This window comes from Olleya sp. 1-3, from assembly GCF_002836085.1.
Classification (GTDB): Bacteria; Bacteroidota; Bacteroidia; order Flavobacteriales; family Flavobacteriaceae; genus Olleya; species Olleya namhaensis.
On the sequence record NZ_PJBW01000001.1, the window covers coordinates 113,748 to 130,222 of the forward strand.

At 32.1% G+C, this 16,475-nt stretch carries 14 protein-coding genes; 3 read left to right on the forward strand and 11 right to left on the reverse strand.

Annotated features, from left to right (window positions below):
• Positions 1 to 73: 73 nt before the first annotated feature.
• The 4 genes from CXF54_RS00405 to CXF54_RS15665 all read right to left on the reverse strand — a co-directional run bounded on the left by CXF54_RS00405 (position 74) and on the right by CXF54_RS15665 (position 3,829).
• The gene (locus CXF54_RS00405) at positions 74 to 1,321 is read right to left on the reverse strand and encodes a glycosyltransferase (protein WP_101202000.1); all 1,248 of its coding nucleotides are present in this window, start codon (positions 1,319 to 1,321) and stop codon (positions 74 to 76) included.
• Between the two features lie 620 nt (positions 1,322 to 1,941).
• Entirely contained in the window at positions 1,942 to 3,186 is a 1,245-nt protein-coding gene (locus CXF54_RS00410; protein ID WP_090836504.1) for an oligosaccharide flippase family protein, read from the reverse strand.
• Between the two features lie 29 nt (positions 3,187 to 3,215).
• Complete coding sequence (locus CXF54_RS00415; protein WP_101202001.1) at positions 3,216 to 3,494, reverse strand: hypothetical protein; 279 nt, start codon at positions 3,492 to 3,494, stop codon at positions 3,216 to 3,218.
• Between the two features lie 56 nt (positions 3,495 to 3,550).
• Positions 3,551 to 3,829: an STAS domain-containing protein gene (locus CXF54_RS15665; RefSeq protein WP_157823361.1), complete on the reverse strand. Its 279-nt coding sequence runs from the start codon at positions 3,827 to 3,829 to the stop codon at positions 3,551 to 3,553.
• A gap of 151 nt (positions 3,830 to 3,980) precedes the next feature.
• Here CXF54_RS15665 and CXF54_RS00425 point away from each other — a divergent pair, with 151 nt between their 5' ends.
• Positions 3,981 to 6,041 (forward strand): tetratricopeptide repeat protein, encoded by a 2,061-nt coding sequence (locus tag CXF54_RS00425; protein WP_101202002.1) that lies wholly within the window; start codon positions 3,981 to 3,983, stop codon positions 6,039 to 6,041.
• 81 nt (positions 6,042 to 6,122) lie between these two features.
• Here CXF54_RS00425 and CXF54_RS00430 read toward each other — a convergent pair whose 3' ends face one another.
• The 4 genes from CXF54_RS00430 to CXF54_RS00445 all read right to left on the reverse strand — a co-directional run bounded on the left by CXF54_RS00430 (position 6,123) and on the right by CXF54_RS00445 (position 9,949).
• Positions 6,123 to 6,890, reverse strand: coding sequence for a thioredoxin family protein (locus CXF54_RS00430; RefSeq protein ID WP_232782537.1), 768 nt, complete (start codon positions 6,888 to 6,890; stop codon positions 6,123 to 6,125).
• 6 nt (positions 6,891 to 6,896) lie between these two features.
• Complete coding sequence (locus CXF54_RS00435) at positions 6,897 to 7,433, reverse strand: TlpA family protein disulfide reductase (protein WP_232782539.1); 537 nt, start codon at positions 7,431 to 7,433, stop codon at positions 6,897 to 6,899.
• Between the two features lie 161 nt (positions 7,434 to 7,594).
• A complete protein-coding gene (locus CXF54_RS00440) occupies positions 7,595 to 8,575 on the reverse strand; it encodes an exo-alpha-sialidase (protein WP_232782541.1) in 981 nt (326 codons plus the stop codon).
• 90 nt (positions 8,576 to 8,665) lie between these two features.
• The gene (locus CXF54_RS00445; protein WP_101202003.1) at positions 8,666 to 9,949 is read right to left on the reverse strand and encodes an APC family permease; all 1,284 of its coding nucleotides are present in this window, start codon (positions 9,947 to 9,949) and stop codon (positions 8,666 to 8,668) included.
• 317 nt (positions 9,950 to 10,266) lie between these two features.
• Here CXF54_RS00445 and CXF54_RS00450 point away from each other — a divergent pair, with 317 nt between their 5' ends.
• Positions 10,267 to 11,781, forward strand: coding sequence for a sensor histidine kinase (locus CXF54_RS00450; RefSeq protein ID WP_101202004.1), 1,515 nt, complete (start codon positions 10,267 to 10,269; stop codon positions 11,779 to 11,781).
• Entirely contained in the window at positions 11,768 to 12,169 is a 402-nt protein-coding gene (locus CXF54_RS00455; RefSeq protein ID WP_101202005.1) for a response regulator, read from the forward strand. Before CXF54_RS00450 ends, CXF54_RS00455 begins: the two co-directional genes overlap by 14 nt.
• A 119-nt stretch (positions 12,170 to 12,288) precedes the next feature.
• Here the strand turns inward: CXF54_RS00455 and CXF54_RS00460 are convergent, their stop codons facing one another.
• From CXF54_RS00460 to CXF54_RS00470, 3 genes are all read right to left on the reverse strand, one after another.
• Positions 12,289 to 14,907, reverse strand: coding sequence for a DUF6923 family protein (locus tag CXF54_RS00460; RefSeq protein ID WP_101202006.1), 2,619 nt, complete (start codon positions 14,905 to 14,907; stop codon positions 12,289 to 12,291).
• A gap of 124 nt (positions 14,908 to 15,031) precedes the next feature.
• The gene (locus tag CXF54_RS00465; protein WP_101202007.1) at positions 15,032 to 15,529 is read right to left on the reverse strand and encodes a CAP domain-containing protein; all 498 of its coding nucleotides are present in this window, start codon (positions 15,527 to 15,529) and stop codon (positions 15,032 to 15,034) included.
• 231 nt (positions 15,530 to 15,760) lie between these two features.
• The gene (locus tag CXF54_RS00470; protein ID WP_090836522.1) at positions 15,761 to 16,474 is read right to left on the reverse strand and encodes a LytR/AlgR family response regulator transcription factor; all 714 of its coding nucleotides are present in this window, start codon (positions 16,472 to 16,474) and stop codon (positions 15,761 to 15,763) included.
• Between the last annotated feature and the right edge of the window lies 1 nt (position 16,475).

Consider the following 16,475-nt stretch of genomic DNA (forward strand, 5'->3'; position numbering starts at 1 on the left):
TTGATAATAATGTCAATAAACTGACACTTGATATATTATTTGTTTGGGACAAAAAAGGTATCGTATATTACTGTTATTCTAATGTTGTTGGTTCTAAAACCACTGCTTTTTCTTTTGTTTTTCTTGCTGTTTTACTTGGCGACTTTTTAGCAATAATAGCATCAAACTTATTTAAATACATGTCTGCAATTTTCTCCATTGGATACGCTGTTGCTGCTTGATAATTAGATTTCCCTAAAGCAATTCTGTGAGCGTCGTTTGTTACAATAGCCTCAATTGCTGTTGCTAAACTATCTACAGATGTAGGCTCAAAAAATTCACCTTTATAACCTTCGTCTTTTACTAATAAAGCAAGATCTCCTAAATCCGGCATCACTACTGCTTTACCATAACTTCCTGCTTGATGTAAAACACCAGAGCTTCCTGTTGTTGATGTATAAGGAAATACAACTACCGCACTTTCTTTAAATAAGGTTGGCACTTCATATTCTTCAACATACCCCGTAAAACGTACTTGCGGCACATGCTTATAATCTTCTTGGACTTTTGCTAAATAACCTGGCACATTTGGGTTGTCTGTTCCTGCAATTACAACTTCAAGATCTAATCCTGTAGACGCTCTTACTTTCTCAACCGCTTCAATCATACCCTCTACTTTTTTGTAGGTTCCAAATTTACCAAAAGTCATAACTTGTAAAGGACCTTGTGGTAAATCGTATTCTGGCTTTTCTTCAGAAATCTCAAAAGTTCCGTGCGGAATTAATGTCACATTTTTAGCTTTATATTTTTTCTCTAAAATGTCAACATATTTTTGCATTGTTACTGCAACCGTATCTGCCTGTAAGATTAACCTTGTCAAGCTTGTTCCAATAAAACCATATACTTTTTGCATGATTTTGCTACTTGTAAATCCTGCTGATCCTAAATCTACTTCTTCTAATATATTATGCAATAACACGATATTAGGAATCTTTTTTAGTTTACAAACCAATGGTAACATTAATCCTAAAGCTGCTGCTATTTTTTTATCTCCAAACTTCATGAATTGTAAGTTGAATAATACTGCATCTGGCTTAGTTTTACTTATAGCTTTAGTTACATTTAAAATATTTGTGTAACTATTAAAAGCCCAGCACTCTTTAACTGTAATCTTACAACCATCTTCTGTAAAAGCAATATCTTTTGCTCCTTCTGTTTTATCTGTTAATAAAACAATTTCAGTAACATTTTCTTTTTGTCTAAAGTGCTTTACTAAATGGTAAGCATACTCATTTAAAGTTACCTTACTTGGTGGATATGCTGTTACGATTGCTAGTTTCATTATTATATGTTTTTAATATATTGTTTCTTAATTACACTACAAATTTGCGTTATTAAAGAGACATATTCAGGTGAGTTTAGACAGGTTGCAAGTTACTGTAGACGAATGGTAAGAAAGTGTAGATTTGCAATTAAAAAAACACTTAAATAGACTCACTTTTAGAAGATTACGTTGTTTTAGCTAGTATTGTGGTTTGGTTGTTAATCAAGCAGAAGATTAAACAACCAAACTATTATAAAACAGAAAAAGCTGCAGTTTAAAACCACAACTCCTTCCCGTTTAATTTATATGAAAGACTAATTTAATATAAATTCATTTTTAGTTCTTCACTTTAAAATTAATTGTGAAGAAGCGCTCTGTAACCCACTGTAATAAAGTAGTGTTACATTTTAAATATACATAATTTACGGATATTTACATGTAAATTGTCGTAAACAAATACAACTCCTTACAAATCATTATAAAAAAAATAATTATTAAACTGAATTTAAACAGGTTGCATAATAAAACGGGCAAATAGTAAAACCAAAACTATTATAACACAGAAAAAGCTGCAGTGTAAACCGCAACTCCTTCCCGTTTAATTTATATGTAAAGACTAATTTAATATAAATTCATTTTTATTTCTTCAGTTTAGAATCAAACATGAAGAAGATTACCTGGATAACTAACAGTAACACCATTGCTATAATTTGCATGTGTACTACTTGCTCTAAACTTTCATGAAAAAAGATAACTAAGCCCATTTGTAACATTCCGAAAACTCCAGAGATCACAACAGGAATATATCTATCTAAAGACAAGTAGTAATAAGCAAATATGTTTGAGATAGCAAACAAACCAGTTGCTAAAGCGTACTTCCATAAAAGTGGAGCCATTGCTAAATAACTATCTCCAAACAATAAGGTAATTGCGGTTTCTGGAAACAAAGCGCAACCTATAACTATTGCTGTGGCAATTGCTGCGATGTAACCAACGTATTTAAATAAAATAGGCGCTGTTGCTTTACCTTCTTTTTTAAGCTGAACCACGGTTGGCAATAATAACATGACAAACATCCAAGCTACAAAGTACACAATACGACCTATTAAGGCTAATGATGCATATAATCCCGCATCGTAAGCATCAAAGTAATGTTTTACTAATAAGATATCACTATTGTTAATTATAATCTGTGTCAGCTCATAAAACGCTGTAATTATAAAAAAGCTTTTAACCTGTTTAGATTGGCTAGCTTCAATAGCAATTGATTTTTTAAAGTTTAAGTTTTTAAATTTGAAAGGCACTAAACCAAATCCAAAAGAGATTAAAATTCCGATAGCAATCACAACCGATGACTGTACATCAAGTAAAAAAATCAAGGCTAACGTAATTACTAATCGGCTTAGCATTTCAGCTTGATAAGTAATTGATAATGATTTAAATTCCTTTTTACCCTGAAATACCCCTCTGTTAACACTCATTAAAAAATAAAGTGGCACTCCTATTCCAAAAATGGTAAACATGCTAGACGATGACGTATTAAAAACCGCTTGTAATTGTCCTGCAAACACAATAATTAAAGCCCCTAATCCTAATCCAACAAACGTTGCGTTTTTATAAATTTTAGAGACAAAATTAGTAAACGTCTCGTTTTCAAAAATTACAGAAAACTTAGCAGTCACTAACTGAAACGTCATGGCTACAAAAGACAATACTAATAAAAAGGTAATCAGTACAGCAGCATCTGCAAACTCAGCAGGCCCTAATACACGTCCTAAAATAAGATTGTACAAGTAGTTCCCTCCGTTTACTGCCAATACACTTAGCATAAACAATTGCTCTGGAGATATTTTTTTCGATTTTAAAAGAGATAAAACTTGCATCTGATTAGTGGTTTAGAGGATAATAATAATTAGGCTACTTGTGGGTATTGGAAAGCTTCATAAATTTCTTCGCTTCTATTACCTTCCACAAAAAACATCTGTTGGTTTACAACACCATTAACATACATTGCTTTTAATATTTGCATCGCACATGGTTCAATTGTTGTCACTTTATCAATGTTTAAAGTCACATTTTTAAAAGCATTTAAAATAAATCCAAAATGTATTTTAAAGTTATTTACTGTTTTAGTATTTAATGTTCCTTCTAAAGTAACTGTGTTGTCTTGTTGTGTAATTTTAAATGCCATAATAGTAGATTTTATAATAGTTATAGGTTTGATTTGGGATTTGTTTTGTACTTGGGTTATGCGATATTCATGGTTAATAATTCCTCATATATATCTTTACAACCGCTTCCAACAATAGAAAACGTTTTGTTTTCAGTTTTTGCTTTTTTATAAATAACCTTTAAAGCAGCAACACCTTTTGTATCAATTTCAGTAACTTTACTAATATCAATCGTTAAGTTTTTTATAGTCTTAAAAGTGGTATTAACATGCTTTTCAAAACGTCTTGCTGTCATTGCATTTATTTTACCATCTAATATAAATGTGTTATCGTTTCTAAATATTGTAAGTGCCATAAATGTAATTTTTAAATTGTTTTGCTTTATTTCTGATACAAAGATGCAACTCAAACCTCTCAGATTCAGTTGAATTTCGACGAGTGGACCATTGGTGTAGGTGAATGAATCAAAATGAATGCTTAACTTGCAACTGATTAAAACCCAGAACATGAAAATCAAATCAATACACCTACTTATTATACTTTTAACCTCTGTTTTTAGCTATGCACAAGACATGCAAGAAGGCTTTACTTATCTAGAAACTGGACAATACGCTAAAGCGGAAACGTTTTTTAGCACCATCTTAAAAGATCATGCCGACAATAAAACAGCAAGACTATGTTATGGTCGTGCTATTGGTTTAAACGGAAAACCAGAAGAAGCCAACACCCTTTTTACAAATCTATTAGCAGATTACCCAACAGATTTTGAGGTGAAATTAAATTATGGCGAATCATTATTATGGAATAGTAATTTTCCGAAAGCAAAAACCTATTTTAAAAGCCTAATAGACGAAGACCCGAAAAGTTTTCCGGCCTTATTAAGTTATGCTAACACACTTTCTAATTTAAAAGAATACGAAGACGCGTTAACCTATGTCGATAAAGCGTTAACCGTTTTACCAGGAAACCCAAATGCATTAACCTCTAAAAAGTACATGTATTTAGGTTACGCATACCAGAAGCAACAAGCGCGACAATATGATGAAGCCGAAGCTTTATTAAAGAAAAACCTAATCTTGTTTAATAATGACAAAGACACGTTATTAAACTTAGCCAACCTCTATTTAATTGCCAACAGATTAGACGATGCCAAAGCAACCTATGACATTTTAGCCAAAAATCCTGAAAACAAAATAACAGCATTAAACGGTTCTGCTTTAGTCGCTCACTTAAACGGAAAAGAAAAAGACGCCTTACAATTAAGTCAACAAGCATATGATAGTTTAGACGATACAACAGATGCAACCCTAACACAACAAACTACAGAGCGTTATGCACAAGCTTTAATTTGGAATAAAAAATTTAAAACTGCAGATACGCTTATCGCGAAAATAGTTGAGACTAAACCTAATGAAAATTGGGTACTAGCATTGCGTGCTACCCTTAATATTTATAAAAGTGATTTTAAAAAGAGTGTTAAAGATTACGACCAAATTTTGGTTAACGATAGCACATCATTTGATGGTAACCTTGGAAATGCTAATGCATTAAAAGCTTTAGGTAAATATGAAGCAGCTTACACCTCTGCCGAAAACACATTAAAATTTTACGACAACCAAAAGGATGCTTCTAACTTTATTAAAAACCTAAACACAACATTTACCCCTTTTTACGAAGGAAAAGCATCTTACACCTTTGATAATGGAGATAACGAAGCTTTTGCTTTTAATAATAATTTAGAGTTTCCGTTTTCAACAAAATTTAAACTTTTAGGAAGCTACAACTATAGAAGTACAAATAACCCAGTGACTAACAACGAAGCAACATCGCATGACGCAAGCTTTGGTCTTTCTTACCAATTACTACCAAACGTAACTTTCAAAGGTACAGCAGGAATCACTTCTGCTAAAGCAACAACTAACGACTATACACAGTTATTAACGGATGTCTCTTTTAATATTAAGCCTTTTAAATTACAAGATTTAACTATTGGTTATAAACGCGAATTACAGAGTTTTAATGCTGAATTATTAGATCGTGAAATTGTACAAAACAACTTTTATGCTAACTACAGTTTAAACACTAATTTTAACTTGGGTTGGTTTACGCAGTACTTTTACACAAGCCAAAGTGATAGTAATGCCAGAAACTTATTGTTTACCTCATTATACTACAATATCTTACCAAAACCATCGCTTAAGGCGGGTTTAAACTACCAATATATTACGTTTAAAAACCAAGTACCTACAGTCTATTTCTCTCCAGAAACGTTTAATGCGGTAGAGGTTTTTGCAAACCTGATTAAAGATGAAAACATCGCAAAACCTAAAGAATGGTTTTACGAGTTAACTGCAGCTACAGGATTACAATATATAGAAGATGACAGTAGTCAAAGTACTTACAGAATACAAGGTAAATTAGGTTATAAATTCTCAGAGCGTTGTATGGCAAACTTATTTGGTACACGAAGTAACATTGCGTCTGCAACTGCTGCTGGATTTACTTTTAATGAAATTGGTTTAAGATTTAAATGGTTACTATTTGAAAAGCCTGTATTTAGGGATTAAAATAAATAATATTTAAAATAAGACATAAAAAAAACACAAGCCTCACGCTTGTGTTTTTTAGTAAAGGATAGTGCTATTAATTTATCCTCTATTCGCTTTTACTGGACAACCTATTGCTTTTGTTAGAGTAACCGTTGGTTTTTTACCAGCTTCTAATGCTTTAATCGCATCTTCTACATATTTAACTTTTACATCCTCTGGCGATTTAGAATTATCATCAATTGCACCAATATATTGGACTTTACGATCTTTATCCAATACAAATACGTGCGGTGTTCTTACGGCTCCGTATTGTGGATAGATCTTCTGTCCTTCGTCTACTAAATAGACAAACGGAAATCCTTTTTCTTTAGCTCTTGCTTGCATTGCTGCATAACCTTCTTTTTCATTTTCAGGACTATTTGGGTTAATTGCTATTACAGCATAGCCTTGTGGTGCATAGGTGTTATGTAATGCTATTAAACGGTCTTCGTATAATTTTGCAAAAGGACACTCGTTACAAGTAAAGGTCACAATATATCCTTTAGCATTTTTAATACTTGCTAAAGACACCATTGTTCCATCTACATTTTTAAGACTAAAATCAGTTGCAACGTCTCCAATATTATACCCTCCAATTTCTTCTAAAGTTTTAGTTTGCTCTGGGCTACCTCCTTTTGGCGGTCCTTTTCTGTCACCTCCATGTGGAGGACCTTTACGATCTCCATCAGGATGCTTACCATCCGGTCCATGTTTATGATCACCTTGCTCTAAAGCGGTGTCATTTTTATGATTCTCTTTGTCCTTACAAGACACTAGTACAATTGCACATATAGCAATCATAGATAATACTGCAGTTATTCTTCTCATCTTAAATTAGTTATTAATTGTATTATTTATTTCAGTTTCTAAATCAGATTCACTTTCAAATGAGCGCTCAAAAAATCCGCGCTTTGTATTATTAAAAATAATAGTATACGGTATGGCACCCGACCAATTTGGATCTATTTTATTTATCCAAGTATTAGCATCGGCATCGTCTAAAATCACCACTTTGTTAGTGATATTTTTTTGCTTTAAAAATGGTTTTAGTTTGGTTTCAATATCCTTAGGAAAATCCATACTGACTAATAACACCTCAACATCAGGATGTTTATCCGCATAGGCTTGGATATATGGTAACTCTTTAACGCAAGGTGCGCACCACATGGCCCAGAAATTAACAATGTAGGTTTTGCTACTATCTGTATATAATAAAGGTTCTAACTGGTCAAAGTTGTAAACAGGAATATTTGTATTGTTTGCAACCACAACATCACTTTTAGTATTGTTACAGCTTACTAATAAACAGAACATAACTAACAACACTAGTGGTTGTTGTAATTTTAGTTTTAAAACGTGTCTTTTTTCCAAAATCAAGAAAGGGTTAAAAACATAAGACTTTCTAAATCCAAGAAGGTTTAATTTGGGGTAGTTTTAATTCTGTTAAATTTTCAAAAAGAAAAAATATTAAGTCGTCATCTTTCAAAATGACAAGTTGTGTCAAAATACAATTAAAAAAAGAGCTATTAAAATTACAACTCTAAATGCAATGCGTCTAATCCTATCGAATAGATATTACCTGTGCCATTTTGAGCCCTATTAGCCATCACTTTAAATTCTTTTATAGAATTTATTTTAGATGAATCTACTACAACTCTTTCGCTTGTAAAATAGAAAGTGTTGCGGTTAACATCTACAAATGGGCAAAAATCTAACTTATCAGAATTAATGTCTTTTCCCATGTTTTTTGATGGACTCCAACGACCAGATTTATCTTTTAAACTATAATATAAATCGCCACCACCAAAGCCATCTGCCCGTCCATAAGAACTAAAAATCAACAAATTTTCTTCTGGATTAACATAAGCATTAAACTCGTAATGTTTTGTATTTATGGTACTGTCTAAGACCGACGGTTTTTGATAAACTCCATTTACTTTTTTCGACACAAAAAGATCTTCTTTACCTATCCCTTCCGGTTTTGTTGCCGTAAAATAAAGATTCCCGTTGTTGCTTAGTGAAGGGTAAAATTCGTCTTCTGTTGTATTTATAGTATTGTTCAATGGTTTTGGCTCGCCCCATTTACCTTCAGTCTTATGACTATACCAAATATTATAATCTTTACGTGTATTATCGTTATTAATTGGTCTATTGGATGCAAAAAACAAGGTATTCCCTTGATTTGTATAAAAAGGTTCGATATCTTGATAAACTCCAGAAAAAGAAACTAATTCAGGTTTACTCCAAACCCCAGCAACTTTATTGAGTTGTACTAAACTTCTTCTTTGTTGTTTATAATCTCCCAAAGTATACATTAATTGATTCCCGTCGGGAGAAACAGCTAAATCACGTTGATACAATCCTGTTGAGATAATACCGTCTCCAAATAACGTCGGTCTATTTTTAGTTTCTGCTAAATTTAGAGTCGTTTCTTGATTAGCATCTACCTCTTTACATCCTAAACAAATTAAGCTAATAGTTAACGCTAACACTGGTATGTATTTTAATCTCACGTGGTTTTAAATATATAAAAGGTTACTTTTTGTTGCCTAAATATACAACTTCAGGATGTTTTACGTCACTATAAAAAGAAGAAGACTTACTTACTTTTTAAAGCCAACCGTTTTATAAACCCACTCCATTACAAAGCAAAACACAATAATACCTAAGGCGACTAGCACTCCAGTAACATTAGTTTCAAATTGTTGGACAATAAGCGTACAAAAAGCTAACAGACACAATACACTAGCTATTAAATGTATGCTTTTTTTAGACTCTAATTCTTGATACTTTTTAAATCCTATATAGTTAACTAGACAAAAAATCAATAAAAAACCCGCACTTCCAGCTGTAGAAATACTTTCTAGATTAAAGACATTAACCAATATAATGGATAAAATTGCAGTTACTAAATACCCAATAGGTTTGCCCCAAAAAATATGGCAAAAATAACGTGGTAACTCTTGATCTTCAGCAATGTCATAGTTTACGCGTCCACTTCCTAAAATGGTTGCATTAATAGCAGAAAAAGTAGAAATCAAAGCTGTAATGGTAATAATAGTAAATCCTATCTGCCCTAAAGTAGGCGCTGCTGCTTGTGCCAAAACATAATCTTTAGCACTTGCTATTTTTTCAAAAGGTAAAGACCCAACGGTAACTATTGCAATTAATATGTATAAAACCACTACAAAACCGACTGCTCCAAAATAGGCTTTTTCTGTGTTTTTCTCACGGTCTTTTAAGTCTGAAATAGAATTGGCTATTAGCTCAAAACCTTCATAGGCTACAAAAATCACCATTCCTCCTGAGAGTAATAAAAAAGGACTTTCCCAATTACTTGGCTGTAATTGATGTAAATTTTCTGGGTGTAAGGAAAATCCATAAAATCCAAGGCCTATAAAAGCAACTAATATTAACAACTTTACTATAACCGCGACAGACTCAATACGCCCAACCAAACTTACACTTAGGTAATTAATGGCTAAGGCTAATATAATTATAAAGGTTTGACAGATACGCACATCCATTGCCTTCTCTCCTGTAATGGAAAATAACTCGGCTGCATAAGACCCAAATGCCGATGCGTATAAAGCTAGCATCACGATATAACTTATCCAAAGCAGGTTATTAATTCCTCCTGCAAAAACTCCGTTTCCAAATTGTTGATGCACAAACCTAACCGTCCCCCCATTTTCAGGAAACTTCCTGGATAATTTAGCATAAGAATAGGCTGTTAATAATGCAATAATACCTGCAAATAAAAAGGCAACAGGTGTTCCTCCTTTTGCTAATGACACCGCTAATCCTAGAACAGCAAAGATACCACCACCAACCATGCCTCCAATCCCAATAGAAATAGCGTCTTTTAATGTTATTTGTTTACCCATTAGTATTACGTTTTAAGTATTAAAGGTACAACTATTAAAAAAAAGAAAAATTAAATCAAATTTCACAAAAACCGAATGCTTTTCGCACTACAAAATAACTTAAAATACATTTTGTAAAATACTAATAACATAATGTTTTATCTATACAATTACATATTTCATAAAAAAAAAGCCACAAAAGAGATGTTTTTTAACGGATTATTTCACATTTAAACTACACTTAATATTATATTTGTAATCAACCAATTACGTTTTCGCTAAAAACAATCAATCCAACACTACAAAGCCCTAACTTTTTAGTAACAAACAACTTAACCATGAAAGAGCTCTATAATCAGTTATTTCAAAAACACAAGACTGAAGATAAGACTTCATTAACCTACATGGACTCCTTGCAAAAAGATATTGCAATTGGCTCTTGGGAAGTAAACCTACAAACGGATACCGTTATTTGGAGTGCAATGACCAAAACCATACATGAGGTAGAACAAGACTATCAACCTAACATAAAAGAGGGCGTCAACTTTTTTTTAGAAGGGTATAATCGTGACTTAATTAGTCTATTATTTGCTAGGGCTGTTAATGACCAACAATCTTACGACAGAGAATTTCAATTAAAAACAGCAAAAAACAACATAAAGTGGGTCCGTATTGTTGCTTATCCTGTAATAGAAGATAATAAAACAAAGAAAGTAATTGGTGTATTACAAGATATTACTGAAAAGAACAATACGCTAAATGAGCTTAAACTAAAAGAAGAACTTATACGCACAACTTTTGAACATGCTCCAAATGGCATGGCTTTGGTAAGTTTATCGGGCGAAATAATAACCTCAAACAAAACCTTTTGTGACTACTTAGGCTATACTGCAGAAGAACTTACCGGGTTTAAAATAAATAAACTTTCTCATCCTGGAGACATAGATATTATCCCTGCCAATATTAAAAATTTAATAGATGGGGTTTCTGACAAGTTTGAATGTGAAAAGCGGTATATCAAAAAAGATGGTTCGTATATAAATTGCATTTTATCGATATCTATATTAAGAGACGAAAGCAATAAACCTGTACACTTTATTTCTCACTTAATAGATATAACAGAACGTAAAGTCGCCCATAAAGAAGTAGAAACATTACTAACTACTACTAAAAGTCAAAATGAAAAACTTTTAAATTTTGCACATATCGTCTCTCATAATTTAAGATCACATTCTGGTAATCTAGAAATGTTATTAGATATAATGAAAACTGATTTACCAGAATGTACAGAAAACGAGTTTTTCCCCTTAATAGAAGAGGCTGTAAATAATTTAAGCGAAACGATTAGTAATCTAAATGAGGTATCCATAATAAACTCCAAAGAAAGTAAAGATTTAAAAGCGGTAAACTTATTAAAAACAACACATACTGCTTTAGCTAATTTTAAAGCTAGTATAATAGCTACGGATGCTAAAATAAACATAAGTATAGACAGCAATATATATGTACTAGTTATACCAGCTTATTTAGATAGTATTTTATTTAATTTAATATCTAACAGTATTAAATACAAAAGACCTGATGCAACACCTGTAATTAATATTAGCGCCCAACAAACCACCGATTTTATAAAAATAACAGTATCGGATAATGGGCTTGGGATTGACTTGAATTTACACAAAAAGAAAATTTTTGGACTTTATAAAACATTCCACAAACATCAAGAAGCAAGAGGCTTAGGGCTTTATATTACAAAAAATCAAGTAGAAGCTATGAACGGAAAAATTAACGTAAGTAGCAAACCAAATGAAGGAACAACGTTTACAATACATTTAAAACATGAAGCACATTGACACCACCTGCTTAATTGATGACGATCGCATTTTTATATTTGCAGCCAAAAGAATATTAAAAGCAACAAATTTTTGCAACAATTTTACCATCTATAATAACGGTGCTGAAGCTATAATTGGATTAAAAGCCATTATAAAGTCTGGAAAAAATATACCAGATTTAATTTTACTTGATTTAAACATGCCTATTATGGACGGATGGCAATTTTTAGATGAATTTATTAAGGTTGAAAACTCTAAAAAAATAACTTTATACATTGTCAGCTCATCTATAGATCCAGCGGATACTCAAAAAGCAAAAGAATATGAGCAAATTACGGACTTTATAGTAAAACCAATAACTAAAGATGCTCTTACAGATATAGTTAACACTATAAATACTAAATAATTATCTTAACAAAAAAAAGGCAAAAGATTTCTCTTTTGCCCCTAGCAGAAACCAATCGTAAAATGCTATTATTAGTTCTTAGGTTTCCACATCTATCAATCAAAACTATAATGAAAGCGCTATTTAACCAATAGCTTTAAGGGATTATAGTGTGCATTTGTGCTTGATAATTTACAGATATACAACCCTGAACTAAATTGTTCTCCATTTATTGCAATCTGATTTTTACCTACTTGTGTTTTTACTGTTCTATTAAGTACTACTTTACCTAATTGGTCATATATAACCAACTGTACCGTTTCCGATTGATTAGACACAAACTGAATACTTGAAGTGTCCACCATTGGGTTTGGGTATGCTGCAAGCGTATTAATTGTTTGCGATTCAAAATCGTTTACCGATAAACTATTACCTCTTGAAAAACGAACATCTTGTAAATTCATTTCTTTAGTCGTAGTTACCCCATCAGTACTTACCATTGTAAACACAATAGTTACAATATCATTAGCCTCTAACTCAGTATTTAAAGTCGATGTAAACTCTGAAAACATGATTGCATAACTTTCTAAATCCTCCGTTAAAGCAATTGTTGTTTTATATTGCTCTTCCCAAACTGTAATACTTTCCTTTACTAAAGTAATTTCTAAATTACCAGTACCACTTGCTCTTAGCTTAAAACTATTATAATCTTCAGACACATCTACTGCTTTAAAACGCGGTGTTAATGCACGGTATGCAGCAACATAAGTGCTAGTTGTAGCATTTAGTGCTACGTTTCTTTCTATTGGAAAATCTTGATCATCAAAAGTCATTGTGTTTTCTGAGATTTGATAATTGTTTACTGTTGTACTAGCTTCAGAATCATCAACTCCCCAAGGTCCATCAGACATAAATAAATCATCAGGTGTATTAACACCATCACCTATTCTAAAACCAATATCAAACAAGTGTCCTGTTGGCACTGTTATGTTTGTAATATAGTTTTCGTTTAAATCTAGGTTAGACGTTGTGTAATTAAAATCGTTAGTTTCTGTTGTTCTAAAACCAGAATCAAAGTTTACCATTGTTGTTGCATTGGTATTTATAATTTGAAGATCTAAAGCCCCATTATTATAATGTCCTTTTCTAACAAAAACTGTAGGAGGTGCTGACAATTGGTAATCTAAAATTGGTTTCTCAGTATCTAATAAGTTTAGAACCTCTTGTGCTAAACTGTATAAATCGTCTATCGAATCTGACCAAATTTGAAAGTTATAAAATGTAACATCCGTTTCATATAAATCTAAATTCCAGTGCGACTCTACTGCAAAATTAGCATCACTATTTTCAACTTTAGCGGATAAGCTTAATACATACTCAAAACTACCATCTTCGTTTTTTATAATAGACTTGATAAAAGCGAGATCGTTAATATCCATCGTTGACACAGTAATTAATTCAGCTCCCAATAACCTGTCGCAAATATACTTAGTGTGTTCATAAACCCCATTTTCTGTTTTTAAGGCTAAAACCGAAGCGATAGAAGCCCCATTTTGCATGTAGTCTACTGAATATACTTCTGTTGCATTAGTAATATTTAATAGATCTGTAGGTGTTGATTCTACTGCAAAGTCTTCATTAATTGTATTTAATGGCACAAAATCTTGTAATTCAAAACTGTTGTTTGCTGTTCTGTAAGCACTACCTGTTTGACGACTAGTATCTTTAGTAACACGCTTTGCTGTTTTTTGATCAAACTTATAACTGGTTTTAGCACGGTTAAAATTTCTTTTGTTAATGGCTTCAGACAATCTTCCGTTACTTTCTAAACCACCATCGTTAGCTGTTGTTGGAGGTGCAATCACTTCGCAATTTCCAAATCCAGAACAAGAAGGGTCTTCGCAATCAATTAACCCATCACCATCATCATCAATTCCATTGTCACAAATTTCTTGTAATACAGGAGCAGATGGGCAACGTGCACCATCATTACTAGCGCTTGAAGGTCCAAAAGCAAATAAATTAGAATCCATTGTAGCGCTTGGTGTTACATCTTGAACACTTTGTATTACGTAAACCGTTCCCGTTTGATTTGCAGAAACATAAAAACGACCGTCTGCATCAAAATAAACGGCACCGTAAGTATAGTCTAATCCTGATAATATTGGCACTTCACCTAAAGCCTCAACAACACTAGTTGTTGGATTAATACGATATAAAATATTTGAATTTTTTTCTACTGCATATAAGTTACCATCAACTGCATTAAATGCCCAATCATGTACACTTATGTTTTGTGATAACGTTTCTGTAGATAAATATTGTGTGTAAGTAGGAGAGTTTGGATTTAAATCCACTTTATAATAACTAGTTCCTCCGGCTTTAAAATAGTAAATGCCATCTGGGCTGATATCTCCAACATATTTATTACCCGTAGGTAATTCTGGAATTGTAAATGATGTTGTTAAAAAATCATTCCCAATTCTAACTATTGTGCTTGAAGGCGAACTTAAATACCCCCAAATAAAACCATCTGCAAGATTATAAGCTGTTGCATTAATATTACCTGGTGTAATATCTCTTGCAGCAAGATATGAATTACCTGATGCTAAATCAATTGCATAAACATCGTTATACTGAAACAAATACGCACTAAAATCGCAATCAAAAGGCGTGTCTTGCGCCTGACTTGTTACACCTAAAAGTAGTACAGCAAGTACTAATATTTGTTTTTTAAAAGTGTGTAGTTTTGTTATCATGGGGTGTATGTTTCTTGTTTACAATACAAATTTACTTTTTAAACCTGCTTGAAATGTTGTTTTTCGATTGATGTGTTCTAAGTATAGACCAATGGTAATTAACTGTAGACAAGCGCTTTTAAGATTATAGCTTAACAAAAATATTAGTGAAGTAATTTTTACCTTCGGCGTCTTGTTTTGTTGAAATCCCAAAATCTGTAAAGTCCGGATTTTCTATATTTTCTCTATGCCCCTCACTATTTAACCAAGCATTTACTATAGACGCAGCAGAACTAAAACCATAGCCTACATTTTCTGAAACTGTTTTTGCATTAACAGCATCTTTTAAGTTTTGAGAACGCACATAAAAATAATCGTGACTTGGAGCACCTTGACCAACCATATACTGGTTATGGGAAATAGCTTCTTTTGAAGCTGCATTTAAAATATTTAAAGGTGTTAAACCTTCCGATATTCTGTAAGCATTAATTAACTCAGCAATTTGATAATCTAATTCTGAATATTCTACATTTTCAACGGTTGCATTATATTCTTCTGGAATATCTAAATCATCTCCTTGAACTGAACATGACATTAAAAATGTACTTAATAATACTGCTGTGATAATTGCTAATTTTTTCATCGTGATTGGTTTATTTGATGACAAAACTAATTTGAAAGGCAGCCAGAATTATTGTTTTTCGATTAGCACAATTTTAAGTGTCGACGAATGGATTAAACACTAAGTTAAACCGCTTTAGATGCATTTAATCGGATATTTATTATAGTTTAAACGCAAAAAAAGCACTTCCTCGATTAAAAAACCTCAGGAAATACTATTTTAAAAATATTTAAAATGATAAAAATCAGCGCATTAAAGCAAGTTTAAACGCTTCATCAGCTCTGGTCTGTTAGAACGACTTACAGGAATAACGTCCTTTTTAATTAACACACTGTTGTCCTCAATATCAATAATTTTTTTAATATTAATAATATAAGAACGGTGTACTTTTAAGAATAAACTATCAGGTAATTTTTCTTCAATTTTCTTTAAAGTAGAATGCACTGTATAATTTTTATCTTCAGTTTTAACTTGGATATAATCGCCTTTAGCTTCTACTAAATAAATACTTGGAATATCTATTTTAATTAAACGTCTGTCAATATTAACATACAAGTCATTACCAGAGGACGTTTCTACTTTTTCAGACTCTGACACCGTTTTAACAGGTGCATCTTGTATAGCTTCAGCCTTATCAATTGCTTTTTGAAAACGCTCTTGCGTAACTGGTTTTACCAAATAATCTACAATACAATCATATTCAAAAGCTTGTATAGCAAAATTAGGATCTGATGTTGTTAGTACAATTTTTGGTGGGTTTTTAAGTGTTTCGATAAAATCAAAGCCTGTAAAATCAGGCATATGTATATCTAAAAAAATCAAATCCACCTCATTTTGATTTAAGTATTTTATGGCTTGCATTGCATTAGGAAAATCTTCTAAAACATTAAGACTTGGCACATTGGAGCACAATTGAGAAATAATCATTCTAGCTGTTGCTTCGTCATCAATAACAATACAATTCATA